The organism is Edaphobacter sp. 4G125 (genome assembly GCF_014274685.1).
Lineage (GTDB): Bacteria > Acidobacteriota > Terriglobia > Terriglobales > Acidobacteriaceae > Edaphobacter.
This window is the reverse complement of the sequence record NZ_CP060393.1, coordinates 4,145,185-4,168,925: the sequence shown is the minus strand read 5'-3', so window position 1 is coordinate 4,168,925 and position 23,741 is coordinate 4,145,185. Positions and strand designations below refer to the sequence as shown.

General features: G+C 56.6%; 18 protein-coding genes. 2 read left to right on the top strand and 16 right to left on the bottom strand.

The window, feature by feature from the left end; all coding sequences use genetic code 11:
• Positions 1–52: 52 nt before the first annotated feature.
• A complete protein-coding gene (locus H7846_RS17510; protein WP_186694054.1) occupies positions 53–2,893 on the bottom strand; it encodes a TonB-dependent receptor in 2,841 nt (946 codons plus the stop codon).
• A 225-nt stretch (positions 2,894–3,118) separates the two neighbouring features.
• Positions 3,119–4,450, bottom strand: coding sequence for a glycosyltransferase (locus H7846_RS17505; RefSeq protein ID WP_186694052.1), 1,332 nt, complete (start codon positions 4,448–4,450; stop codon positions 3,119–3,121).
• 383 nt (positions 4,451–4,833) lie between these two features.
• Between H7846_RS17505 and H7846_RS17500 the strand changes: the two genes are divergently transcribed.
• Positions 4,834–6,039, top strand: coding sequence for a D-alanine--D-alanine ligase family protein (locus tag H7846_RS17500; protein ID WP_186694050.1), 1,206 nt, complete (start codon positions 4,834–4,836; stop codon positions 6,037–6,039).
• Positions 6,040–6,082: 43 nt separating this feature from the next.
• Positions 6,083–6,718 (top strand): energy transducer TonB, encoded by a 636-nt coding sequence (locus H7846_RS17495; RefSeq protein WP_186694048.1) that lies wholly within the window; start codon positions 6,083–6,085, stop codon positions 6,716–6,718.
• 3 nt (positions 6,719–6,721) lie between these two features.
• Here the strand turns inward: H7846_RS17495 and H7846_RS17490 are convergent, their stop codons facing one another.
• The 14 genes from H7846_RS17490 to H7846_RS17425 all read right to left on the bottom strand — a co-directional run bounded on the left by H7846_RS17490 (position 6,722) and on the right by H7846_RS17425 (position 23,624).
• A complete protein-coding gene (locus tag H7846_RS17490) occupies positions 6,722–7,960 on the bottom strand; it encodes a threonine ammonia-lyase (protein ID WP_255460728.1) in 1,239 nt (412 codons plus the stop codon).
• A 40-nt stretch (positions 7,961–8,000) separates the two neighbouring features.
• On the bottom strand, positions 8,001–8,858 hold the full coding sequence (locus tag H7846_RS17485; RefSeq protein ID WP_186694044.1) for a prephenate dehydrogenase: 858 nt from the start codon (positions 8,856–8,858) through the stop codon (positions 8,001–8,003).
• Positions 8,859–8,873: 15 nt separating this feature from the next.
• Entirely contained in the window at positions 8,874–9,893 is a 1,020-nt protein-coding gene (aroF, locus tag H7846_RS17480; protein ID WP_186694042.1) for a 3-deoxy-7-phosphoheptulonate synthase, read from the bottom strand.
• A gap of 58 nt (positions 9,894–9,951) precedes the next feature.
• Positions 9,952–10,209, bottom strand: a complete 258-nt coding sequence (gene pheA, locus H7846_RS17475) for a chorismate mutase (RefSeq protein WP_186694040.1) — start codon at positions 10,207–10,209, stop codon at positions 9,952–9,954.
• 118 nt (positions 10,210–10,327) lie between these two features.
• A complete protein-coding gene (gene trpA, locus H7846_RS17470; protein ID WP_186694038.1) occupies positions 10,328–11,089 on the bottom strand; it encodes a tryptophan synthase subunit alpha in 762 nt (253 codons plus the stop codon).
• Positions 11,090–11,091: 2 nt separating this feature from the next.
• Positions 11,092–12,354: a tryptophan synthase subunit beta gene (gene trpB, locus H7846_RS17465; RefSeq protein WP_186694036.1), complete on the bottom strand. Its 1,263-nt coding sequence runs from the start codon at positions 12,352–12,354 to the stop codon at positions 11,092–11,094.
• Between the two features lie 255 nt (positions 12,355–12,609).
• Positions 12,610–14,097, bottom strand: coding sequence for a hypothetical protein (locus H7846_RS17460; RefSeq protein WP_186694035.1), 1,488 nt, complete (start codon positions 14,095–14,097; stop codon positions 12,610–12,612).
• 89 nt (positions 14,098–14,186) lie between these two features.
• Positions 14,187–14,978, bottom strand: a complete 792-nt coding sequence (locus H7846_RS17455) for a hypothetical protein (RefSeq protein WP_186694033.1) — start codon at positions 14,976–14,978, stop codon at positions 14,187–14,189.
• Between the two features lie 47 nt (positions 14,979–15,025).
• Positions 15,026–16,372, bottom strand: coding sequence for a multicopper oxidase family protein (locus H7846_RS17450; RefSeq protein WP_255460722.1), 1,347 nt, complete (start codon positions 16,370–16,372; stop codon positions 15,026–15,028).
• 48 nt (positions 16,373–16,420) lie between these two features.
• The gene (locus H7846_RS17445) at positions 16,421–19,729 is read right to left on the bottom strand and encodes an alpha-mannosidase (RefSeq protein WP_186694031.1); all 3,309 of its coding nucleotides are present in this window, start codon (positions 19,727–19,729) and stop codon (positions 16,421–16,423) included.
• A gap of 217 nt (positions 19,730–19,946) precedes the next feature.
• The gene (locus tag H7846_RS17440) at positions 19,947–21,011 is read right to left on the bottom strand and encodes a HEAT repeat domain-containing protein (protein ID WP_186694029.1); all 1,065 of its coding nucleotides are present in this window, start codon (positions 21,009–21,011) and stop codon (positions 19,947–19,949) included.
• A 29-nt stretch (positions 21,012–21,040) separates the two neighbouring features.
• The gene (locus tag H7846_RS17435) at positions 21,041–22,291 is read right to left on the bottom strand and encodes a HEAT repeat domain-containing protein (protein WP_186694027.1); all 1,251 of its coding nucleotides are present in this window, start codon (positions 22,289–22,291) and stop codon (positions 21,041–21,043) included.
• Positions 22,291–23,076, bottom strand: a complete 786-nt coding sequence (locus H7846_RS17430) for a hypothetical protein (RefSeq protein ID WP_186694025.1) — start codon at positions 23,074–23,076, stop codon at positions 22,291–22,293. Before H7846_RS17430 ends, H7846_RS17435 begins: the two co-directional genes overlap by 1 nt.
• The gene (locus H7846_RS17425) at positions 23,073–23,624 is read right to left on the bottom strand and encodes an RNA polymerase sigma factor (RefSeq protein WP_255460720.1); all 552 of its coding nucleotides are present in this window, start codon (positions 23,622–23,624) and stop codon (positions 23,073–23,075) included. The genes H7846_RS17430 and H7846_RS17425 overlap by 4 nt, the downstream gene beginning before the upstream one ends.
• Positions 23,625–23,741: the final 117 nt, after the last annotated feature.

Below are 23,741 nucleotides of genomic sequence, written 5' to 3'. Positions count from 1 at the left end.
TCCGCATCCTTGTATCTCAGCAAGGATGCGGAGCTTTGTTTCGTGAATCAACCTACCGCTCTCGTGTTGGTGACCATCGCAATCCACCCCCGAACGTTTGCCGGTAAAACTCACGTTGGATCGGATTGTTCGTACTGCCGTTGTAAAAGCCAAAGACCTCATTGTTGAGGTTTAGTGCGTACCCTACTACCGAGAAACCCTTCGCAAGTTTGTATGTTCCCTGCAAATCTACCTGTAGATGTGCGTAGAGATAGGTGTCACCGTTCGGTCCCTTCAAGCCTCCGCCTGAAGCTGTGTATCCCGTATTCGTTGTCGGATCGCCTCCGGTAAACACGAGTGGTCCGGCGTTGCTGTTGCTGTACTGGTACGAGAAGATATTCGCTGCGTTGTAGCTTAGGCCCAGCCGCATCGAAAGATTCCTCTTGTCGTATGTCGGGCTGATGTTCCATGTATGCGGAGCCTGCCGCAGCAAGGAAGGTTTATCGTTCCGCGACACACCCGTCGGAGATCCATCCGGATACAGCATCTTCGGAAAGGTCACCTGCGAAGACGTGTAGCCGTAGTTGGCCGAAAGCCCTATCCCGCTCAGCATGCCCGGCAGGTACGTGAAGTGCTGCTGGAAGGCGATCTCAAAACCATAGACGTAGGCATCGCCGGCGTTCTGCGGCTGTGTCTGGATCGTTCCGTCCGGCAACGTCGTGGTCAAAGGAATGATCGGATCGCTCAGCCGCTTATAGAAGACACCGGCCTGCAACAGGCCTACTGGATTGAGGCTCTGCTCATAGAGCAGGTCGAGGTTGTCTGCATGCTCGGCTTTCAGGTTAGGATTGCCGATGCTCGATGTGGTTCGCACTCCTCCTGGAGACACCGTTGCAAAGGAGACGAGGTCTGAGAAGTTAGGCCGCGATAGCCCGCGTCCATATACCAGTCGTAGGCCGCTGGAAGGCGTAATGGTGTACCGTACCGAGGCACTCGGCAGCACATCCAGGTACGATCCGTTCTTCGCTACCGGCGGAGCATTTGGAACCGTCGTCCCCTTATCGCTTTCGTTTGTATTCTCAAAGCGTAGCCCTGCCACAATCCGAAACCGGTTCAGATCGATCGTGTTCATCACATACCCGGCCGAAACTTTTTCGATCAGGTTGAAGTTGTTTGTCTTTACATTCGGATTGTTGGGGTCAGGTCCAACCTCACCAAACGCCTTCACCGAGTCATAGTTCACCGTTGGGCCAAACTGATAGGCCCCCCCATAGTAGTTCGAGTCTGTGAAGCTGCCGAGGAACCGCGTCATCGAGAGTGACGAATCATTTGGATTCGCCAGAGGAACTGTATAGGTCTCGTCCAGATTGGCGAACTTGTGAACGTTTCTGAAGCGTCCTCCAAACTCGAAGGTGCCTGCGTGCCCTCCGACCGTATAGCTGGTCATCAGAGAAGCTCCAAACCCTAAATCCACCTCTGGGTTGTAGTAATGGTTCACACTTTGGCCCGCATAGAAATATTGTGTTGGATCAAAAATATTTAACCCTGTTGGTGCGATCAGCTTCGGGGTCAATGGCTTCGAGTTGTCCAGCGTGAACTGCACTCCTCCATTTAGAACAGAGTTATCGCCGGGGCTGAACTTCGCATCCGAGTACCCATTGTCACGCGTCCGCCCAACGGAGGTCTCCGTATCCCAAGACAACAGGGACCGCCCCATCAGATGACGTCCACCCAATTGCAGACTCCCGAGGTCTTGAATGGGGCGACGAATCTCAGCGCCGAACGTGACCGTACCCGTTCCATCTGGCTGCCCGCTTTGGGTGTAAGTCGTCGCTACGTTGTAATCCCAACGATTGCCGAAGTTATGAAACAACGAATACAGGCCTTTCAGATAAATGCTCGAACCATCGTTGATCCTGTAGTCGGCTGTGCCAGCGAAGCCTGTTCTCGAGCGATAGTACTGGTAGTCGCGAATGTCATATCCGCCTAGTAAGACTGGACCTGGCTCGAGATCGTTGATGCCGCGGCCATTCCAGTCATACGATCCACCGAAGAGCAATCCCAGCTTCTTGCCCTCAAGAAATCGTTTGCCCAATGTTCCGTCGAACTGATACGCCGCTCTGCCGCCAATGATGGGCGTATAGCCTCCTGTAGATTCGAGTCTCACAGTTGGCTTATCGCCAGCGCTCTTCGTCCGGAGGTCGACCGATCCGCCAATGCCATCGCCGGGCATATTCGCCTGTAAGGTTTTGTTGATCTGCACCGACTCCACCAGATCCGCCGGAATGATGTCGAGCTTTACCTGCCGCACCGTTTCGGCCGAGGCGATATTCACCCCATCCACCATTGTGTTTGTTAATCGAGGCTCTGTGCCACGCACCTGCACATACTTTCCTTCGCCCTCGTCGCGCTCCAGCGTCACGCTCGGCAGGCGACCGATTGCGTCTGCGACATTGGCGTTCGGCAGGCTCTTGATCACGTCCGCCGGCAACACGTTGATGATGTTGTCTGCGTTAAACGTGCGATTGATCGCCTCAATCTCACCGCCCGCGCGACCAGCGTAAACCTGCACGTCCTGTTTCGACGAAGCCACACTCAGCGATACGTCCATGCGTGCCGTCTGACCTGTCGATACAGTCACATTCTTTGTCAACGTAGCAAACCCGGCATACGAAACGCTCACGTTATACGACCCCGGACTCAATCCGCCCAGCGTGAACTGTCCTTGCGCATCCGATAACACCGAGGCTCCTCCTGGATCTGCCAGAATCTTTGCCCCTTGCAGTGCACGTCCCTGTACATCGACCACGGTGCCCGTCATCGATCCCGTCTGGGCCCACATCGACCCAGTAAGAAGAAATAAGAAAGCATATACAGCGATCGCAAATGGTTTTACAGAAAATTTAAAAGACATTTTTTTACTCCGCACAGGTCCCATGATTTGGGCTCCTCAGCGAAGCGTAGGTAGAGCGTTTTTCTGGTATGTGTCAGGAGTGTGAGAGCCCTGTAAATCGCTCTTAATGCTGGCTTAAGTTTCCAATAGGAAACACTCTGCAGCGAAGCGAGGGCCCTGAGGAGATGAGCCTTTAAATCCAGTAAAGACGATGCTTTTGTGGTCTTTTTCGTTAAAAGGCTTTTCCTACACGAATGCCATATTGCGTAAATAGTTCGAATCTGGAAATTGTTGCAGGCCAGCTTCGGCCAGACGGTCGGCTCTTGCATCTTCGTTAATTCGCCGTAGAAGGGCGATGGCGCGACCGTAGAGTTGTTCGCTCGTCCAGTATTTGAGCGTTGCCTCGGCTACCTCGGCTGCGCTCCGGTCATCCTGCACGGAGACATACGCCTTCATCAGCCGCTCATGGTTCGACAGCACCATCGGCGTGCTGTCCCTTGCGTGGATCAGTTTGCGGAAGCCGACCGTACGCATCCCGATCCGTACCTCGGTGTAACCGATTCGGCTTTCGATCGTTGTAAGAAACTCCTGGGGCAAAGGCTGGCGGCTCTTCCTGGCTCGATCCACCGCCTGGATGTACATCGCTCTCGCTTCTTTGAATCGTTTGAGGTCGTGGAGATGGTCACCGATCCTCCATGCCTTTGTGATCCCCCAGTCGCCAACGTCCGGCAAATGATGGAACGCCTCGATCGCCTGCTGATGCTCCTTCTTCTCTCCCAGATACTCCCCCAGCAACGACCATGCATCCAAGGCCCCAGGGTCCAGTGCAACCGCGCGGCGAGTGCATTCCAACGCAGCATCGAGGTTGTTATAGGTGTTTCGTTCCGTGATCGCCAACTGTACCCAAAGGTGAGGGAGATTCGGAGTCTCTTCCACGGCAGTGCGCAGCAGCTTGTAATAGCGATGCTGTTTTTTGTCGTAGTTGCAGTGCTCGGCCAGTGTTCCGTAATGCAGAATCAGAAGATTGGAGACAACAGTGCGGAGTCCAGCGCGGTGGATCTGCATCTCCACGGCCTCATGCACCCTGCCGGTAAAATAGATCGACGGATCGCGGCGAAACAGGCGGCAGAGAATATGTTCCGAGTGCGTCAGAGCGTTCTTTGCCCGTTCGAACGAATCGGTATTCCTGTGGCCGAGAGATCCGGTGACGCTGGCGAAGACCGCATTCGCATAGTTCCGGATGGTCAGCTGATATCCTCCGATGTTTTCCGGTGTACTTGCAACCAGATCGGGAAGCGCGGCTGCGGCCTCGGGCGATAGCTCCTCATCGGCATCGAGGACCAGCACCCAGTCCGTCGTCACCGGAGCGAGCGCAACATTTCGTGCCTCTGCATAGTGATCGTTCCATACGCAGGGAATCACCGTGGCCCCAAACTCCTTCGCAATCGCGATGGAGTCATCCGTCGATCCGGTATCCGCAATCACAATCTGGTCGACGATGGAACGGACGCTGCTCAGGCAATAGCGCAGATCGCTACCGCCATTCTTCACAATCATGGAAAGACCAATCGTAGGCACATCGTTCTCCGTCTATCTGCGGGCATACGACGGGCCATCTTTGGGCTGTTTCGGTTAGGAGGATTTAACCGGAAATGTTCTTGGAGGGACAAAAAAGGCTGTCAAGTTCAGAATCCCTCTAAACAATTGTAAGAAAACAGCTTATTCGTTGCGGATTCACCCAAGACGGATTTTTATAATTGAGTTAAGACCTTTTTGAAGGCGTCTGAATCGATACGACCTTTGGTTGCTAGGAAGTACCAGGCTAAAGGTTCTGGATCGAATACTTTACGCAAAAAAGGTGGGGGAGGGGTATCCCTCCGTAGACTCCAGAGAAACTTCCATCACGATCCACCGGCGATTATCAGAGACTAGAAAATAAGGAAAAGCTACGCATCCAAAGCATGAAGAAAAAACAGCGCATCGGAATCCTCTTCGGCGGACGTTCCGGAGAACATGAAGTCTCTCTCCTCTCTGCCGCTTCTATCCTTAAGGCCATCGATAAAAAGAAGTACGACGTCGTGCCGATCGGAATCACCAAGGAAGGCCGCTGGGTTACGGCCTCCGATGCTCACGCTCTGCTCACAGGACAGCAGGCTCCGGAGAACCCTCTTCTGGCAGGTGATCCTGCGGCAACACCGACTGCCGCCGTCATCAAAAAAGGAGAAGCCGTCATCATTCCGCCGGTCCCGGCCGAATCGCTGCAGCCGCTACAACTGAGCGCCAGCGCTGAGCTGGCTCGTTCGCGCCCAGCGCTCGACCTTGATGTGATCTTTCCTGTCCTGCACGGAACCTTTGGAGAAGACGGAACCATCCAGGGGCTCTTTGAGCTGGCCGATATCGCCTACGTTGGTTCGGGTGTTCTCGGCTCTGCTGCTGGAATGGATAAAGCCGCGATGAAGCGCCTCTTCGCTGCCGCTGGTTTGCCGCAGACACCGTGGCTCTCGCTCTTGCGCAGCGAGTGGAACGCAAATCCGCGAGCCTGTACAAAGAAGATTGAAGCTGCGCTGAAGTACCCCGTCTTCGTGAAGCCCGCGAACCTCGGTTCTTCGGTCGGAATCAGTAAGGTGCATGATCGTTCCGAACTGGCCGCTGCGATGGACCTCGCCGCTAGCTTCGACCGCAAGCTCGTCATCGAGCAGGGAGTCGGCGGCCCCGGAGCCAAGCCTCGCGAGCTTGAAGTCGCGGTCCTCGGCAACGATTCACCTGAGGCAAGTGTCGTCGGAGAGATCGTTCCCGGCGCCGAGTTCTACGACTACGACGCCAAGTACCTCTCCGACACCAGCGTGCCGATCATTCCCGCCAAGCTGACTGCGGCAGAGTCCAAACAGATTCGTCAGATGGCTGTTGAAGCCTTCAAAGCCTGTGACTGCGCCGGATTGGCCCGGGTGGACTTCCTGATGGAACCTGCTGGCAAGAAGGGAAGTAAAAAGAAGCCGCGCATCTTCCTCAATGAGATCAATACCTTGCCGGGTTTTACCAGCATCAGTATGTACCCCAAGCTGTGGGGAGCCTCCGGCCTGCCGTACAAACAACTGATCGACCGACTGATCCAGCTTGCGAGTGAACGACATCAGGAGAAGCGGCAAACTCAGTTCAGCCGCGTCTAAAATTCCATATCGGACCGCTCATCTCAGCCAGCACGGGAGCAGCATGGACACCATCGGTAAGCCAGTCGCTCAACCCGCTCGTAGTCCTGTATCCGCCACTGTATCGGTGGTGATGCACATTCTGGTACTTTCGGCCCTGCTTTACCACGGCCGGCATTGGATCGCTCCCATTCGCTACCCGGGTACAGAGAATGGCCATCATCTTGTTCTCACATATCTTCCGGGACGTGCTCCCATGCAGGCCCTGATGCAAGCTGCCAGGACACCGCCCGATCAGGCAAAGGCGAAGCTCTCGTTACCGACGCCAGAGAAGAAGCAGGTGGCGGAACAGGCGACTTCGCCAAACACCAAGTCTCCTGTCTCAGATCATCCAGACTCGACGAGCGGGGCCGATGCCCTGGGCTCGGGAGATATCAGCATCGCACTCGCAAAGTACTTCCCGAGGCCCAAACCGGATCTCTCAACGATGGCGCCGGGAACAAAGGGAGACGTCATTCTCGATATCGTCATCGACGAGAACGGAAAGATATCCGACCTGAAACTGGTCCAGGGGATTGAACAGAAGATTGATGAGACCGTGATCGCAACGATACGGCAGTGGGTCTTCAATCCTGCGAACCGTAATGGACAGCCGGTCGCCAGCGAACAGGAACTACGCTTCCATTACGAGAAGGGCTGACATTTAGAGCACACGCGAATAGACGTAGCCGCCAGCATCCAGTGCGGCGAGCAGTTCAGCGACCTGCGCCGGGCCGCGTGTCTCGAGCGTAATATCGATCGTCGTATCGCCCAGGTTCACACCGTAGTAGGCGCGGTTATAGAGCGTGTCCACAATGTTTACGCGATGATGCGCGATCAGCTTCGTCAGCTCGGCGAGTGCGCCGGGCTTATCCAGCAGATGGATGCGCAGCCGGATCATACGTCCGTCCTGCACAAGGCCGCGCTCGATGATGCGGCTGAGCAGCGTGACGTCGATGTTGCCTCCGCCGATGATGACTGCGGTGCGCGCACCGTTGAGTGACGTCTTCTTCTGCAACAGGGATGCGAGGCCGGTAGCGCCCGCGCCTTCGGCCAGTGTCTTCTCGCGTTCCAGCAGAACGAGGATGGCCGAAGCGATTTCATCTTCATCGACGGTGACGATCTCGTCGACGTAGCGCTCGATCACGGGCAGCGTTACCTCGCCCGCACGACGCACGGCGATACCGTCCGCGATGGTCGTTGCTGGAGGAATCGTTACCGGCCGGTGCTGTTCTACAGCCACTTTCATCGACGGCAGACGCGAGGTTTGCGCTCCGATGACCTTAATCCTGGGGTTCGACTCCTTGATGGCGCAGGCAACGCCGCCAATCAGCCCGCCTCCGCCAATGGGAACAACGACGGCCTCGAGGTCCGGAATCTGCTCGAGCAGCTCGAGCCCGATCGTTCCTTGTCCTGCCATGACGGCCGGATCGTCGAAGGGATGGATGAAGGTCATGTTCTGCGCGGCGCAGATGCGGCGAGCTTCTTCGTAGGCCTCATCGTAGTTGGCTCCGTGCAGGACGACCTCTGCGCCGAAGCCGCGAGTCGCCGTGACCTTCACCAGTGGCGTCGCCAGCGGCATCACGATTACAGCGCGAATTCCGCGCTTGGTGGCGTGATAGGCTACGCCCTGCGCGTGGTTACCTGCGCTGGCGGCTACAACTCCGCGGGCGGCCTGTTCTGGCGTGAGCAGCGCGATGCGGTTCAGAGCGCCACGCTCCTTGAACGAGCCGGTCATTTGCAGGTTTTCGAGCTTTAGAAAGACCTGCTGGCCCGTAATGGAGGAGAGCATCTGGGAGTGCGCGCAGGGAGAGTAATAAATGGAGTTGCGCAGACGCTCGCGTGCTGCAACGACGTCGGCCAGGGTGATGCTTGTCTCGCTTACTCGCTCCGCGGTACTCAAGTGATAGCTCCTTAACAACGAAAAGATCCGGCTTATTTTTCTATCGCTTCGCCCGAAACCTGTTTGCCAGGGTGAACTCGTCGCGCAACCCGGGCGTGCGCAGGTTCTCGCGAACATGGGTCAGACGTTGTTCGAGCGAAAGCAGTGTTTCGGCGATCGGTTCTGTATTGGTGAGCGCAACATCGCGCCACATGCTGTACGGGCTCGCGCCGAGTCGGGTAGTCTCGCGCAGTGCGCGTCCGCCGATAGCCGCAATTTCGGGGGCATCGCCGAAGCGGTCTTCAAGCAAGGCTGCAAGAGCAGTCGAGAGCATCTGCGGCAGATGGCTTACCCAAGCGCACATCTCATCGTGGCGCTTCGGGTCCATATCGAGCGAGCGCGCTCCAAAGAATCCGACCCAACTTCGCCACTCTTTCTCAAGCGGTGTAGACTCTGCGGCCGTCGGTGTGAACAGCCACATTGCGCCGTTGAACAGGCTGGCCTCGGCCAGCAATGCGCCGCCGGATTCCTTGCCTGCCATAGGGTGACCGGCGAGAAAGATGGCCTGGTCCTTGCCACCGAAAAGTGTCGCGGCCAGTTCCGTGATCTCGAGCTTGGTGCTGCCCACATCGGTGATGAGCTGATCCGGCCCCATGACCGTGGCAAGTTGTTGCATCCAGTCCTTGATTGCCAATACCGGAACGGCAAGCACGACCACATCGGCCTGGCGAGCAAGCTCGAGTGCACCCCACTGGTTGCCTACGACTCCGTCGACGGCTCCCATCTGAAGGGCAGCATTCAACTCCAACGAACTCTGGTCCCAGCCGTCGATGCGGCCAGAGAAGCCCGCGGTACGCAGAGCCAGACCGGTGGAAGCACCGATCAACCCTGTCCCGATAATGAGAACGCGCTCAATCACGCCTGCAGCCATCTCCTATGCCACCGAACGTCCGACCACTGGCGCTAGTTGCTTGAGTTGTGCAATAAGCTTCTCCAATTGCTCCGGATACATGCTCTGCGCTCCGTCGCTCATGGCCTTATCGGGATTTGGGTGCATCTCCATTAATAGTCCATCTGCGCCTGCGGCCACAGCAGCCAACGCCATTGGAGGAACGAATTCGCGAATGCCAACGCCGTGCGACGGATCGCCCAGTACGGGAAGGTGGGTCAACTTCTTAAGCACGGGGATCGCGGAGATATCCATCGTGTTGCGGGTCGCGGTCTCGTAGGTGCGGATGCCGCGCTCGCAGAGCATCAGGTCATAGTTGCCGCCCGAGAGGATGTACTCGGCGGACAGCAGAACCTCTTCGATCGTGGCTGAGATACCGCGCTTCAACAGGCAGGGCTTGCGGACGTGGCCGAGCTCTCGCAGTAGATTGAAATTCTGCATGTTGCGCGCGCCAATCTGGAAGCAATCGATGTAAGGAAGCATTGGCTCGATCTGAGAGATCTCCATGACTTCGGTGATGACGAGCAGGTTGGTTTCATCGCCGACTTCACGCAGCAACTTCAGGCCTTCAAGGCCCATGCCCTGGAAGCTGTAGGGCGAGCTGCGCGGCTTGTAGGCTCCGCCACGCAGAAACTTTCCGCCTGCGGCAGCAACCTTCTTGGCGCTGTCGAGAATCTGCTCGCGTGATTCGACCGAGCAGGGACCAGCCATGACGACAACTTCCTTGCCGCCAACGACGACCCCATTGGGGAAGGTGATCTTCGTGCCTTCCGGGCGGAAGTTGCGTCCCGCGAGCTTGTAGGGCGAAGAAATGCGGTAGGCATCGTGAACGCCGGCCAGAACCTTGAACTCGGCCACGTCAAAATGCTCCGGAGTTCCTACACCGGCCAGAATGGTCTGCGCGGCTCCGGTGGTGCGGTGAACGTTGAACCCAAGCTCAACCATCCGCTCGATTACGGTCTGGATGTGTTCTTCAGTTGCCGTGTCCTGCATTGCTACGATCATTGTCTTCGTTTCGCTTTCCTAAACGTGGAACGGAATAAGTTGCAAACTGCAAAACCTGTCATTTCTTCTGAAGGGCGCGCATTACGTCGATGACTCGCTCATAGATGTCGACGACCTCAGTCTCAGAGAGGGGGCCAGGGTTCGAACGGCGCACATGCTCAAAGACTTCCTTCTCTCGATTCGGTTCATAAACCGGAGCGCTGCTCTGGTGCTTGAGCTTGCCAATGGCGTGTGCGGCTTCAGCTCGCTGGTTGAGAAGGCGAACGATCTGCTCGTCGAGCTCATCGATCTTTTTGCGCCAGTCAGAGATCTCCATCGAATGTCCTCAGGTTGCAGCGAGACATACGCTCGCCGCTGGGGATTTAGGTACGCCCCATGATAAATGGGCAGAATGAGGGCTTCTGGATGCCCTATTCCGTTCTGGAGTACGTGTCTCATGCTCGCAGCTCCGCTACAAACTTTCCGACTGCCGATGCGGCCTGCTCCGGTGCGGTCTTTTCGATCAACTGCACAATTGCACTGCCGACTACAGCCGCGTCGGCAAACTCGCCCACCGCCTTTACATGTTGAGCATTCGAGATGCCGAATCCGACGGCAATCGGCAGCGAGGTGAACTGCCTGAGCCGCGTAACGATATCCGCAGCATCGCTGGTGAGGTGCGACTGCGTGCCGGTAATTCCAGTACGTGAGATGGCGTAGACGAACCCCTGCGAGTTTTCCGCAATTGCCTTCAAACGGGCATCGGGGCTGGTGGGAGCGGCAAGAAAAACCGGAGCGAGCTTATTGGTGCGCATGGCGTCGAGATATTCGGCCGCCTCTTCGACGATCATGTCGGTCAGCAGAACACCGTCCGCTCCTGCATCCTTCGCTCTCGCACAAAACTCCTTGAGACCGAGTCGCAGAACGGGATTCAGATACGAGAAGAGAATAATTCCTGCTTGTGGACGAGCTGCTCGCAGTTCTTTTGCCACGTTGAGTACATCAGTCAGCCGCGTGCCTTTGGCAACAGCGCGTTCACTGGCGCGTTGGATTACAGGGCCGTCGGCGAGCGGGTCGCTGAAGGGGACCCCTAGCTCGATCACGTCTGCGCCGTTGTCGATCGCTGCTAGCGCGATATCGCGAGTGGTGGCGAGATCGGGGTCGCCTGCAGTGAGATAAACGACTAGGCCGGGCTTCTTTTTGAACTGGATCGCCATGGTTAGCTCTCCGCCCCCACAGATGCGCCTTTCACATCCAGCTCCCGCGACAAAATCCCCATATCCTTATCACCACGCCCTGAGAGGTTCACCATCAATACGTCTGTCTTTGCCATCTTTGGTGCCAGCTTGATGGCTTCAGCTACGGCATGTGCACTCTCAAGAGCCGGAAGAATACCCTCAGTCCGTGACAGCGTGACAACCGCTTTCAAAGCCTCATCATCGGTGGCCATCGTGTAGGTGGCGCGTCCTGAATCATGCAGCATCGCGTGCTCGGGGCCGACACTGGCGTAGTCGAGTCCAGCAGAGACCGAGTGCGTTGCCGCGATCTGTCCGGCGTCGTCCTGCAGGACATAGCTGTAAGTGCCTTGCAGCACCCCTGGAACTCCACCACCGGATTTCATGAAACGTGCAGCGTGTTCGCCCAGGGCGGTTCCGCGACCGCCGGCTTCTACACCGATCAGCTGCACGTTGGAGTCGTTCAGGAACTCGTAGAAAGCCCCGATGGCGTTGGAACCGCCGCCAACGCAGGCGACAACGGCAGTAGGCAACTTGCCTGCCTGCTCGAGTATCTGTCTCTTGGCCTCTTTGCTGATCACGCGATGGAAGTCACGCACGATGGTGGGATAAGGATGCGCACCGAGCGCCGAACCCAGAATGTAGAAGGTGGTGCGGACGTTGGTGACCCAGTCGCGCATCGCTTCAGAGATTGCGTCCTTCAGCGTGGCCGAGCCCGCAGAGACGCCGCGTACCTCCGCGCCCAACAGACGCATGCGGTAGACGTTCAGCTCCTGCCGGCGCATGTCTTCTTCGCCCATGTAGACGACGCACTCCATGCCGAGCAGAGCGCATACCGTTGCAGTCGCTACACCGTGCTGCCCCGCGCCAGTCTCAGCGATGATGCGTTTCTTACCCATGCGGCGAGCGAGCAGACCCTGGCCGAGAGCGTTGTTGATCTTGTGGGCGCCGGTGTGGAGAAGGTCTTCGCGCTTGAGATAGATCTTTGCGCCACCCAGGTTCTCGCTCAGTCGCTTGGCAAAGTAGAGCGGCGTAGGCCGGCCGCAGTAGTTGTGCAACAGGTCGTCGAGCTCGGCCTGAAAGGCTGCGTCCTTCTGAGCATCCGCGTATGCCGCCTCCAGTTCCTCGAGCGCAGCCATCAGGGTTTCAGGGACATAGCGCCCACCGTAAACTCCGAACCGTCCTGCTGCCGACCTTACTGTGCTCATAGGTCCAGCCGGACTTACAATTCCTGCCGTCGTCCCCATCGTCTCTCCTCGCCTATCGTTCATAAAAACAAAAGCCGCAACCTTTGCGGTTGCGGCTCGTGTGGTGTCGAATCTCGTCTGAACTCAGCTTACTTCTAAGGCTTATTTGTCAGAAGACCCTACTCCGCCGAAGCCGCTACCGGGTACCAGTAGCGGTAAATAAAGCTAATAAATCGGCTGGACTGGAAAGTCATCTTGGAATCAAGCATACATGGCAGCCCGCATGGCCGCAAGCTATTTGCTATTTCGTCAATCCTACGGCTCCAGTACAAACTTTTTGATCGCCACCTTCGCGCCCATTCTTGCGCGCTCAGGAGCTGTCCTGACAACGACTGTAATCTCGTCGAACATCATTCCATCCATAGCTGCGGGAATTGGGAATTGCAGTTTTTCCTCCGTCTGCTTGCCTGAGGGATTCAGACGTTGGGCCATCGGTAGTTCGCTGGAAGGAATCGTGACTGTGCCGAGGTAGCGTGGCACCTGTTCAAGTGCAACGGCATTGACCCGTTGCTTTGCCGAGGCCGCTGCGTCGGGAAGCTTCTTCACCCACAATTCAAGGGCGATGGCTCCCTCCTGCTGATCTGCGTTCTCTACAACCAGATCCATCGCCGAGCAGCAGCCAAGATCCATCGGCTGAGCCAGCTTTTGATGAGCCTCCATCAGCAGCGGATACCGATCGCTGGAGCTCACCTGCACCTTGGTCGAGCTACCGCGCACCATGCGCGCAGTGGGACGAGGGCGCTTGTCGGGCCACTTGAAGTACCAGTATTGCCCGTCGAATGGGATCTCCATCGGCTCGGCAATTTTTACGCCGAAGTGCGGTACAAGGTCATGCTGTACAGGCGCAATGATCTTCTTTTGCGGTTCGGAGAGCGGCAGAAGGATGACGCCGACATAACCGTCGCTTGATGAAGCGCCATCTTTTGGAGTGGCGGCCGACGCTTTTGTCGCATTCGTTGGTCCCAATATGCCGGAGCGCTTCTGTCCCACTCGCAGATAGGGCAACAGCGCCACCAGCGTCAGCAGAAACGCGGTGGTAAGGATGCCTGCCTGCCCGCCGTTTGAGATCACCGGTTTTTGCGTAATCTGGGGAGCACCTGAAATGGCCACTCGCCGGGTGGCTGCTCGCCATGCCAGCACACCCGCGAAGACGCCCGCCGCAATCGACGACACCACAAACCAGCGGTTTGCAGCCAGGGCAATTGCAGCATCGAACAACAACACCAGCAGCAGCGATGGCAACAACAGGCGTGCTAACGGTGTTCCGTCAAATAGAAACGGCGTCCCTGGTTCATGAGGTTGAGATGCGGCGTCAACCTGGACTGGAGCGATCTCGCACCGCTTAAGAAACCAGCCCAGAGTCAGCAGACATAGCACTCCAGCCGCGATCATCAGCAGCGACCATGTCTCTACAAACAACACCCATGCCGGAATCCATAAGGCCGTCAGGCAGGCTGCGCGGATTGCCGGGGTAGCCAGCGGTCGTTTTCCGGGAAGCAGACGAGCATATACGGCACGCACCACGAAGCCGCAAACCATCACCGCCGTAAACAGCAGCATGACGGCAAGGATCAGAAGTCCGAAGCGCGCCATTGATCCTCGTGGCAACCATGACACCACGAAATCCAGCGCCCAGGCGGTAACGATAATGCCGACGAACATCGGCCAAAGCGGCGTTCGCTGCGCCGCGACGCCGTTTTCAGGTTGCAAATCGAAACGGACCTGCGACTCCCCACTCTGCATGGGTGGTCTCCTGATGTTGCTTAGAAGAATCGCACGAAAGGCCAGATTAGTGCTGTATTTTCAAATAAATTATTTTGCTGCCCAGGCAGTTATTCCACAGGTGATTGTTTGCCCCAGTTAAAGCGACGCCCCACAATGGCCTTGATGATCAGGTGGTCGGTCGAAGCCGTAGCTCCCATACCGACGCCGAAGTTGAACTCCCACTTGGGCGATACATTCAGATCGGTTACGGCAAAGAGCTGTTGCTGCTGGTCGTGTAGCGCGCTGAACGACCATACGCGTCCAAAGTTGCCGTAGTACTCCAGGCCGCCCGAGATCTTACGAGTAAAGTCATACCCGATCTTTGCGGCGGGAGCGAAGCCTATCCCTTGGTTCGTATCCGGGCCGTGCCAGGTGCGTTCGAGTGCCGGATTGACCGCCATATACCAGCGGCCGATGGATTTATCGACGATAGGTCTGATCTCCCATGTCCACGTGTCGGGGGAGTATTGCGAACGTTGATAACCAATCTCTGTTGAAAGACTGACCCCCACCGGCCAGTGCCAGGAGTCGGGCACTCGCACCCGCGGACGAATATGGTCGCCTACCCATTGCACGCCATGCCCGTTCTGCCAGCTGGTAAAGACATAAAAACCGACCTCGGCCCAGTCATTGATCCCCTGCGTAATTTCAAGGGTCTCGTGTTGTTGATGATTCGTGGGATAGGTTCCGTCATTGGTCTTTGTTGAACCCTCAGGCGTGAAGTTCGAGTGCAGCTCCACCATCGTGGTCTTGGGTGGCACGGTAGGAGAGGCATATACCTGAATCTCATAATTGCCTTGTGCTTTTGCCGGGGACGGCGCAAAAGCGCAGAGCAGCGCGAAGCATGCAATCCAGTTCAAAAATGTCTGTCGAATCTGCAAATCTATTCCCATTCTTTCGATAAGACTCATAAGCCTCGGAAAAGCATCATGAATCCCATGTCCATGTGGTCCTGCTGATGGCAGTGAAACAGTGAAAGCCCCGGCATGTTTGCTGTGAATTCGACCTCCGCTTCGGTTCCGGCTTTGACCAGGACCGTATCCTTCATAATCCCGCGTGTCGCGCGTCCCGCCATGCTGCGAAGTTCAAAGGTGTGGCGATGCAGGTGAACAGGATGGTCGTCCATGCTTTTATTTTTGAAGGCCAATCGATAGCGTTGGCCCAACCTCAGCGAAATGGTTTCGGTATCGGGGAACGAACGGCCATTGATCATCCATCGATCCATGGCTCCATGTCCAATGAACTTCGACGTAAAGGTCAAGGGAATCACTTCTGCCTTAATTTCACGTGAAGATTCGTCGGGGGCGGTTGCTCCGAACACAAGATAATCCCACCTGAGCATCTGAGGCTGCTGCCAGGCCGGTTTTCCAGAACGGTCTGCGTACTCGACGACAATCCCCATGCCGATTGCCTGCACGTGTTTGCGAACCTCACCCAGAACCCACACGCCGGGGTTGTTCATCTCGACTTCAACGGAAACGCGCTCCGCAGGAGACAGATGCAACATGGATACTGTGCGGGGTGAGGGCACGGGATTGCCGTCGAGTGCCATTACCTTGAACTGATGACCTGCCAGCGCCAGCCAATGCGGTTCGGTCGCGCTGGTGTTGACGATATGCAGTACGACGCGTTGTCCCTGTCGCACTCGTAGCGGCTCACCGAAGCCCAACGTCTTTCCATTGATGGTCGAGTAGTTGTAGACCGGATTCATCGAGCCGTCATCGCTGCCCACAAGAGAGCCATCCCAATCGTGTAGGGCGAGGAAGAACTCCTGATCGTAGCGGCCAGGATTCTCGCGCGGCTCAATCCATAGAAATCCATACTGTCCGCTGTATAGGGCCTTCTTCAGATTGTTTTTTGCCGAGGTGTGGGTGTGGTACCAGCGAAATCCCCCAGGCTCCGGCGTGAAGGTGTAGCGCGCACTCTTTCCCGCAGGAATATGCGGCGTTCCTTCTTCCATGGCCCCATCGATCTCGGGCGGTAGAAAGAGACCATGCCAGTGCACGATCTCGTCGTCGCTGCTTTGATTCGAAACGTCGATTGTGACCGGGACGCCCTCTTTCATTCGCAGCAAAGGGCCGGGGGCTTGCCTGTTATAGGCGGTGGTCTTGATGAATCGACGAGGAGCGATCTCAATCGAAGCGGAGCCAATCGTTAGGGAGTAGTCCGGCGAAGCAAGGGCAGTTGCTTGTCGGCTCAGCAATTCTGCTGTCGCCATGCCAGAGAGTTTCAGAAAATGACGACGGTCGATCACACATCGATCCTATCAATGGTTGCTCGTCATTTTCTCCACTCCGTTCGATTACTTCGATGGATTCGGGTAATCGATCCGCACCGTGAGGATTTCGTATGGATTGATGTGTGCAGTAACCTTGTCTCCCGATATTGCGAGCGGCGAACCTGTCGCCTTCTCCATTAGGTTGGTCTCGGTGGCTGAAGTTGCTCCCGGCGGAACTGTGAAGGTGACGTCGCTTTGCTTTCCTGCCCACTCGTAGACGCGGAAGATCAGACCATTCTTGTCCTCAGCCTTTTTGACTGCGGTTAGAACGACGTTTTCTGGCGCAACCGCGATGTAGGAGTGCTCCAACGGAAGTGAGCCAGTGTGAGGCACTACCTGCTGGGCCCGCAGTTTGTAGTTATATTCGTAACCGTGACGCTCGCTAAGGGCCTGCTTCCAATTTCCAGCATGTGGATAAAGAGCATAGCTGAAGTGCTGATGGCCGCGGTCTGCGTCGGGATCGGGCGAGGTAGGCGAACGCAGCAGCGTAAGCCGCAGAGTATTACCCTCGGCGTCGTAGCCGTACTTCGCCTCGTTGATTAAGCTGAAGCCGCGCTGGCTATCGCCAAGATCGGCCCAACGAAGGGCAGGGACTTCAAACTGTGCTTTCTCCCAGGAGTTGTTTCTCGTCGTGGGCCGCTCGATGGTCCCATAGGGAATCTCATAGGTTGCCATGGGGCCGGAGGCCGCCAGTGGAAATGCTGCCTTGAGCAGAACATGCGTCTCGTGCCAATCGATATCGTTGACGACATCGACCATGTCGCTGTGAGCAGAGAGTTCGATCTCTTGCACAAACTTCGAGCTCTGCCAGGTGCGGGTGACGCGGATTGCGGCGCGCATCGGTCCCTTCTCAATCACATCGACGGAGTCGACTTTGTCGATGGGGATCATGTGGTCGAGCGTGCCAGGATCGATGTTCCAGGCGTCATATCGTGCCGGAAGATCATGGAAGGTCTGAAGCTGGTTGCCACAGGCTCCTTTGGCCAACGATTCAAACCTCGCTTGCTTGTCATAAAGGCTGGTGATGCAGCCGGTCTTGGGATCGACCTCTACACGCAGCAAATCGTTTTCCATTGTGGTCCCGCTGACCTTCAGATCGCTCTTGAAGGGTTTTTCTCCAGCAACGGCGTGAAGAACCTTGTATCCGAGAGAAGGCACATCGTCTGCCTGGACCAGCAATTTGTATGCACCAGTCTTCTCATCGCTGGAGAGAACCTTAGTTGGAACAACCTTGTTGTGTTCATCCAGCAGCGAGATTCCGTTACTGGATGCACTGGGCAGTTGTACGTTGACGGTTACGAGCCCTGAGCGTGACCATGCCAGCGGATTGAAGATCAGCACAGGAACGTCGCCTGCGGCCTTCGTGTTGATGTTCGAGGCAAGCGCGTGAAGTGAATTTGACGAGATTGCATCTGTCTCCAGACGGACCTTGTCGAACTCGGCTTGCGCTTCCTTGTAGATGACGCCGATACCCGAACCGGCAGCAAGATCGTGGAAGTCATTAAAGGTAATCGTCTTCCAGGCATCTGTGAGTTGGTCGTCAGGATAAGCCTTGCCGCGCAACCAGGCGAGCGAGGCGTACTTTTCAGCGTTGAGAGTCTCTTCCTCGCTCTCGCGCATATTGCGCTTGTGCTGAGCCTGCGTTGTAAATACTCCGCGATGGAACTCGAGGTACATCTCCGAGTCCCATGTCGGAATACTGATCTTTCCAGCCTCTGCGGCGGGAGGCTTGTAGCCCTTCGCGATCGAGGCATAGTTCCACACCGGCGAATTCGACGAAAGTTCTTTCTCGACAGAGCTGAAATAATTCTGCGCGGTACCGAATTCCATCTTCGGCACGATCATGCCGTCCTTTGCCCAGTGGTTCCCCTCGTCGAGGACGGCGCGGGTCGGACCGCCACCGTGATCACCCACGCCATAGAGGTCCATCATCTCTTCCATGCCGGGCGCTCGCTCGCGAGCCTTGGCAAGGTCAGCCGAGAGTCGTACAGGATTCAGGTTGTTATTCCCATAGCCCTGCGGAAAGTAGGTCAGCACCTTTGACCCATCCGGAGACTGCCACCAGAAGAGCTTGAAGGGAAGTTGATTGGTATCGTTCCAGGTCATCTTCTGGGTGACGAAGTAGTCCATGCCCGAACGCTTGTAGATTTGGGGAAGCTGCCAGTTATATCCGAATGAGTCGGGATTCCAGCCAATACGCACATCAACGCCATACTCTTTCTTGAGCCAGCGTTTTCCTACCAGCAGTGAGCGAACCTGCGATTCTCCATCTGGCATGTTGAGGTCGGGTTCGACCCACATGCCGCCGACGATCTCCCACCGGCCTTCCTTGATGCGTTTCTTGATTTCGTCATTGATCGCAGGATACTTCGTTGCCATCCACTGGTTGTAGGCTGCAGCCGATTGCGTGTAGGTGTAATCGGGATACTCGTTCATTAGCTGTAGCGCCGTCGAGAAGGTTCGCTTCACCACGTCGACGGTTTCTGAGGCGGGCCAGAGCCAGGCGGCATCGATGTGTGAATTCCCGGTTAAGTGAAAGGTCGCTTGCTGCAGCAGCGGCTTCAAGGTCTCGAGTTTTTGCCGGGCCGCATCCATCGAAGAATCAAATTTTTGCTGGTTGTTCGCATCCAGAGCCGCGAGATCGACGGTCGCAATCGACTGTTCCAACGTGGCCATGTCCTGCGCAGGTTGTTTCGAGAGTGAGGGTAGAAGCGCCGCGGTGGAGAGGAACTCTAGCCTTAGGTCAGAGGGGTTCGGACGACCTTTTGCGAAGTCGATGTGTGTCGAGACAGACACGAAGGTTTTAGCGCCGACGGTCTGGGGCAGTTTGACCGCGACCAGGACTTTATCGCCAGGTCTGGCCTGATCGAAGAGAATGATCGGTTCGAGATCATCCCCCATCGCCACGCGACGCCCATTGAAGTAGACGATCTCTGGGACAGGTCCATTCGCGTTGGCGCGGAATTGGAACCAAATGCGCGCGCCGGTCAAGTCGTATCCATTGAGAGTCTTGGGAACTTCAATCAGGCGGCGATACCAGATCGCTTCGTTCGAAGCCTTGCTGCGCGGTTTCGCCGTCGGCCATCCGGAGTCGTCGAGCGTCGGGTCTTCTCCATGTTGCAGATCGCCAACGTGATAGCGCCATTCATTTCCGGGAAGATCGCCAAAGGAGGCCATGCGCTCTACGATCTTCTGCGACTGAGGTGAGAGTGTATGGAGAATGTCGGAGACCTCCTTCGCAGATTGAGCATGAAGAAGAGGAATCGCGAAGAGGGAAACGAGAAGTGCTTTGAACGGAATGCGCAATGCCGAGAGGCAGGTCGAAACGGTCATCGTATACAGCTCCTGATTGAGGCTGTTTCAATGCGTGGCAGTTCTTGGGATGGGATCGTGGGCCAGTTCTCGGAAAAGGGTGATACGAGCTTTTGTCTCCGCTCTCTCTTTTTAGATGAGTCACGGTAGCGGTAAAGCTGGACAGAGGGAGTCTAACGCAACTTGGCCCTCCGCGAACGGAGGGCCAAGTTGGCAGTGCTCGAAGTCTCTGATTCTCTTACTGTTTCAGTACGGATTCCAGATAAGCCAGCGCTCGGGGATCTTTGGATTGGCCCAACCAGAAGAAGGCATCCTTACGGACTGCCGGGTTGGAGTTGGTCTGGGCGACATGAATCAGTTGTGGAATCCCTTCATCCTTCGGAAGCTGGCTTAGCGCGAAGACGGCTTTCTTCTTGACCTGCTGGTCCGGATCGTTCTCGATGGCATTGGTTAGCGCCTCGGTGGCCTTCTTGCCTGCCTTCTGGGCGAGCCAGAACATTGCCTGGGCACGAACTCCGGGGTTTGTATCGGACTTGGCGAGGGCAAGCAGATCATCGGTCGAGGCTGGGTCTTTGTTGATAGAGAGATCGAAAGTCAGCTTCTCACGGAGCTTCGGGTCTTGCTCGGTGCGCACAAGCTTCTCGAGAACAAGCCGGCCGTCGTGTCCGCGCTCGGCTCCGAGCCAGAAGGCAGCCTTTTCGCGTAGCCGTGTGGCGCTTGGCGGAGAAGCGAGCGTGGACAGTTCATTAGTAGCTGCTGGAGTCGCATGCATCGCCAAAGAAGCGAGTGAGCCTTCAGTTACACGATTTTCGGCTTGCGGCTGGCTGGCAAGCTGCGCGAGATAGCGAACGCTGTCTTCAGGTTGCACTCCTGTGATCCAGGTAAAGGGAACGCCGCCGGCATTGAGGCGGCAGCCTGCGTTGACGGGGCGAACCTTGACGATAGCTCCATGATCGAGCCGCAGCAGTACATACATCCTGCCGGGTTCGGACTTCTGTGTCGTTTCAATCAAACTGTCTCGCGAGCCTTCGAGTCGATATTCACCGCAGCATCCATCGTCAGACGAGGAGCCATATGAATCGCTACATGAAGATGAATGGCTTCGTGCAAGAGATGGAACTTCATATCCAATCCATAGAGGCTGGTTGGAGTGCTGAAATCGCGTCACCGTCGCGGACAGTCCCGGGCCTACGGCCTCGGTGCTGAACTGCGTATCAGAGACGCGCGGCTGACCGGATTGCTGTCCCGAGAAGGCGACTGCAGACGCGCTGAGGAGCAGGGCAATGGCAAGATGGCTGTTCATCGAAGTACACTCCTTCGTTCGGGGCAGTGCTATTTGTTGAGAATCTCCATCATGTAGTCGGTAGCTTCTTTGCTGTGCATGATGCTGAGTTTGGAGACGATGGCCTGTTTCAGCTCGGGGTTCTTTTCGGAGCGGGCAAGAGAAACGAGATCGGTCGCATCGCCGGAGATGAACAGCCCATCGAGAGCAGCCCTCTTCGACTCGACATCAGAACTGCTCTGATAGGCAGCGACTAGAGAAGGAGCAGCGGCTTTCCCTCCCGTGACTCCGAGATTGCGGATCGCTCTGCGACGCAATTCTGGGTCTTGTTCCGTGGTGGCGATGGTATTCAACATCTCGGAGCCCTTTGGTCCAGCGGCGACCAGGGCATTGAGGATGGCCGTCCGCGCCTGCGTGTCCTTCTTGTCGCGATAGAGCGTGGAAAGATCAGAGATGGCCCCCATCGCTCCCAGAGACTGGATCGCAGCCTTGACCAGGTTGGGATTCTGCTCGCCGCGAGCAGCTTCCATCAGCTTGTCCGGAGAGCCGGAGACGAGATACGACTGCAAGATGGCGCGCTTCACTGCTTCATCTGACGAATGCTGGTACACATCGCTGAGCATGGAGGTTGACTGTTTGCCCTTGATCGCTGCATACATGCGAATCGCCCGAACCTGAAGCTGAGGGTTCGATTGGCCACGCGCAATCTGGGCGATGGCGTTTTGTGCTTCCGGAGTATTGCTGTTGGCCAGCACGAAGAGGGCCTTCTCTTTGAGTTTGTCGGGACCCGGCTTCTGGAGGATCTGCTGGAGAATCGGCATGGCCCGGCCTTCGTCCTGCTGCATCAGCGCATTCAGGGCCAGCATCTTCAGGTCGTCATCCGGTGTGGACTGCGGCTGAACCGGATTTCCGCTTGCGCCGCGAATCTCAATGCGAAGGGCATCGCACTCTGTAATCCAGCGGCTCTTGGAATAGCTTCGGCCAAGGTCCGCGCAGGTCTCTAGGGCACGGGCGGATTGCCCTTCTTTATTTTCGGCGTAGGCCTTCCAGTAGAGTGCTGCGTCGGCACGGTCTCCACGTTGCGATGCAATCTTTGAGAAGATTGATCCCGCATCGGACCAACGTCCCTCGTTGATGGCGCGTGTGCCCTCAGCGTAAGGGCTGTTCTGGTCGTCGGGAGCATAGATATCTCCTGCATGGGGTAGCGGTTCCAGCGTTGCAGGCTCAAGAGCGGTGAGAGTTACGGGCACAGAGAGCAGAGAAGCAAACAGTGTTGCCGGAAGAAGAAATTTGGTTTTCATTAGATGGATACCCCTTTCGTTACTGCCGACGTAGTTTGCTTCCGTTCCGCATCTCCCTGCGCGTTTTCGCGAACGCGAGAGCGGAGGACACGGACCTGGAAGAGAAGGCCGTCGGTGTTCATCTCTTTTTGCAGTTCGTCGAGCCGGGCCTGGGAAAGGCCGGCAGGCTCATTGGCAACCTCAACCAGAACGCGCTCCAGGTGGTCGAGCGCTGCCGCCATCGTCGGATCGCCGGTCTGCTTTACGCTCTCGCGGTACAAGCGATTTGCTGAGAGCAGGTCGCGTGCCTCAGCTTGAAGCGGCGCCTCGATAGAAGGATCGGCGTGCTTCAGCTCCACCAGAAGCCGCTCAGAGCGGTCCAGATGATCGCCAAGCACCACCAGCACCACACGCTCTTTTGCGCCTTCCGAGTTGGTGAGGTTCGCAGCTGTTGTCGCGTTGCGGTGCTCCCACTGACGGCCGGCGAAAAAGGCCGCCGCGATGAGGAGACAAGCCGTCGCGGCGGCTAAGGCCCAGGGATTCAGCGTGAGCCATCCCCGGAACGACTTCTTTGGCCGCGGCGAATAAATCGGCAACGATCCGCGGATCGACTGCCACACCTGCTCGCTATAAGCTGCATCGCGCAGAGGAACGGGGATCGGCTTGATCTCCGTAAGATCGCGATCGAGTGCCGCATAACTCTGTGCGCACTCCTGGCACTCGAGCAGATGCTTGCTGACAGCGGCGGGTGATTCGGGCTCGCCGTAATAGTGAGCGATCAGTTCTTCTTCAGTCAGATGTCTCATGGGGTCACCCGTAGAGGAGCCAGATTGCGGCGCAGCTTCTGCACGGCGCGAAAGACAGCTTGTTTGGCAGCGTTGGGAGCAATGTGGAGCGTTTCGGCGATCTCACCGGTGCTGCACCCTTCCATATGCCGCAGCAGGAAGGCAGTCTTCTCGGTTGGGGTCAGAGTGCGCATGGCGGTTTTTTGCAGCGCCTCAATCTCACGGCTCAACAGGCTGCGCTCTGGGCTGGGAGCGGCATCTGCGACCTGCACTTGATGTTGCTCAGGATCGGTCTCTTCTCCGATCTGGTATGTTGCTTCGACTTTGCGTTTGTTGATCATGTTGAGTGCACAGTTCACGGCGATGCGGTAGATCCAGGTTCCAAATTCAGATCGCGACTCGAAGCTCTGGAGCCTCTGATAGCCGCGCAGAAAAGCTTCCTGCACAACCTCGTCGGCGTCCGCCTCATTGCCGGTGATCCGGAAGGCCACGCGAAAGACGTTCTGGCTATGGCGAGCGACGAGCGTGCCATAGGCGTTTTTGTCTCCGGCCAGTACTGCCCGGATCATCGCGTGGTCGTTTCCTTCCATTCAGCGCATTAGACAAGGAAATGCAGTTGCGGTTATGAAGATTTTTTGTGGGATTCTGAAGGCTGCGTTTTGTTCCCTGAGAAAAGAGGTCGACGA

Coding starts and splice junctions, on each gene's coding strand:
- H7846_RS17510 (WP_186694054.1), bottom strand. CDS start 2,893: ATGTCTTTTAAATTTTCTGTAAAACCATTTGCGATCGCTGTATATGCT.
- H7846_RS17500 (WP_186694050.1), top strand. CDS start 4,834: ATGAAGAAAAAACAGCGCATCGGAATCCTCTTCGGCGGACGTTCCGGA.
- H7846_RS17495 (WP_186694048.1), top strand. CDS start 6,083: ATGGACACCATCGGTAAGCCAGTCGCTCAACCCGCTCGTAGTCCTGTA.
- aroF (WP_186694042.1), bottom strand. CDS start 9,893: ATGATCGTAGCAATGCAGGACACGGCAACTGAAGAACACATCCAGACC.
- pheA (WP_186694040.1), bottom strand. CDS start 10,209: ATGGAGATCTCTGACTGGCGCAAAAAGATCGATGAGCTCGACGAGCAG.
- trpA (WP_186694038.1), bottom strand. CDS start 11,089: ATGGCGATCCAGTTCAAAAAGAAGCCCGGCCTAGTCGTTTATCTCACT.
- trpB (WP_186694036.1), bottom strand. CDS start 12,354: ATGGGGACGACGGCAGGAATTGTAAGTCCGGCTGGACCTATGAGCACA.
- H7846_RS17460 (WP_186694035.1), bottom strand. CDS start 14,097: ATGCAGAGTGGGGAGTCGCAGGTCCGTTTCGATTTGCAACCTGAAAAC.
- H7846_RS17445 (WP_186694031.1), bottom strand. CDS start 19,729: ATGACCGTTTCGACCTGCCTCTCGGCATTGCGCATTCCGTTCAAAGCA.
- H7846_RS17440 (WP_186694029.1), bottom strand. CDS start 21,011: ATGAACAGCCATCTTGCCATTGCCCTGCTCCTCAGCGCGTCTGCAGTC.
- H7846_RS17435 (WP_186694027.1), bottom strand. CDS start 22,291: ATGAAAACCAAATTTCTTCTTCCGGCAACACTGTTTGCTTCTCTGCTC.
- H7846_RS17430 (WP_186694025.1), bottom strand. CDS start 23,076: ATGAGACATCTGACTGAAGAAGAACTGATCGCTCACTATTACGGCGAG.
- H7846_RS17425 (WP_255460720.1), bottom strand. CDS start 23,624: ATGATCCGGGCAGTACTGGCCGGAGACAAAAACGCCTATGGCACGCTC.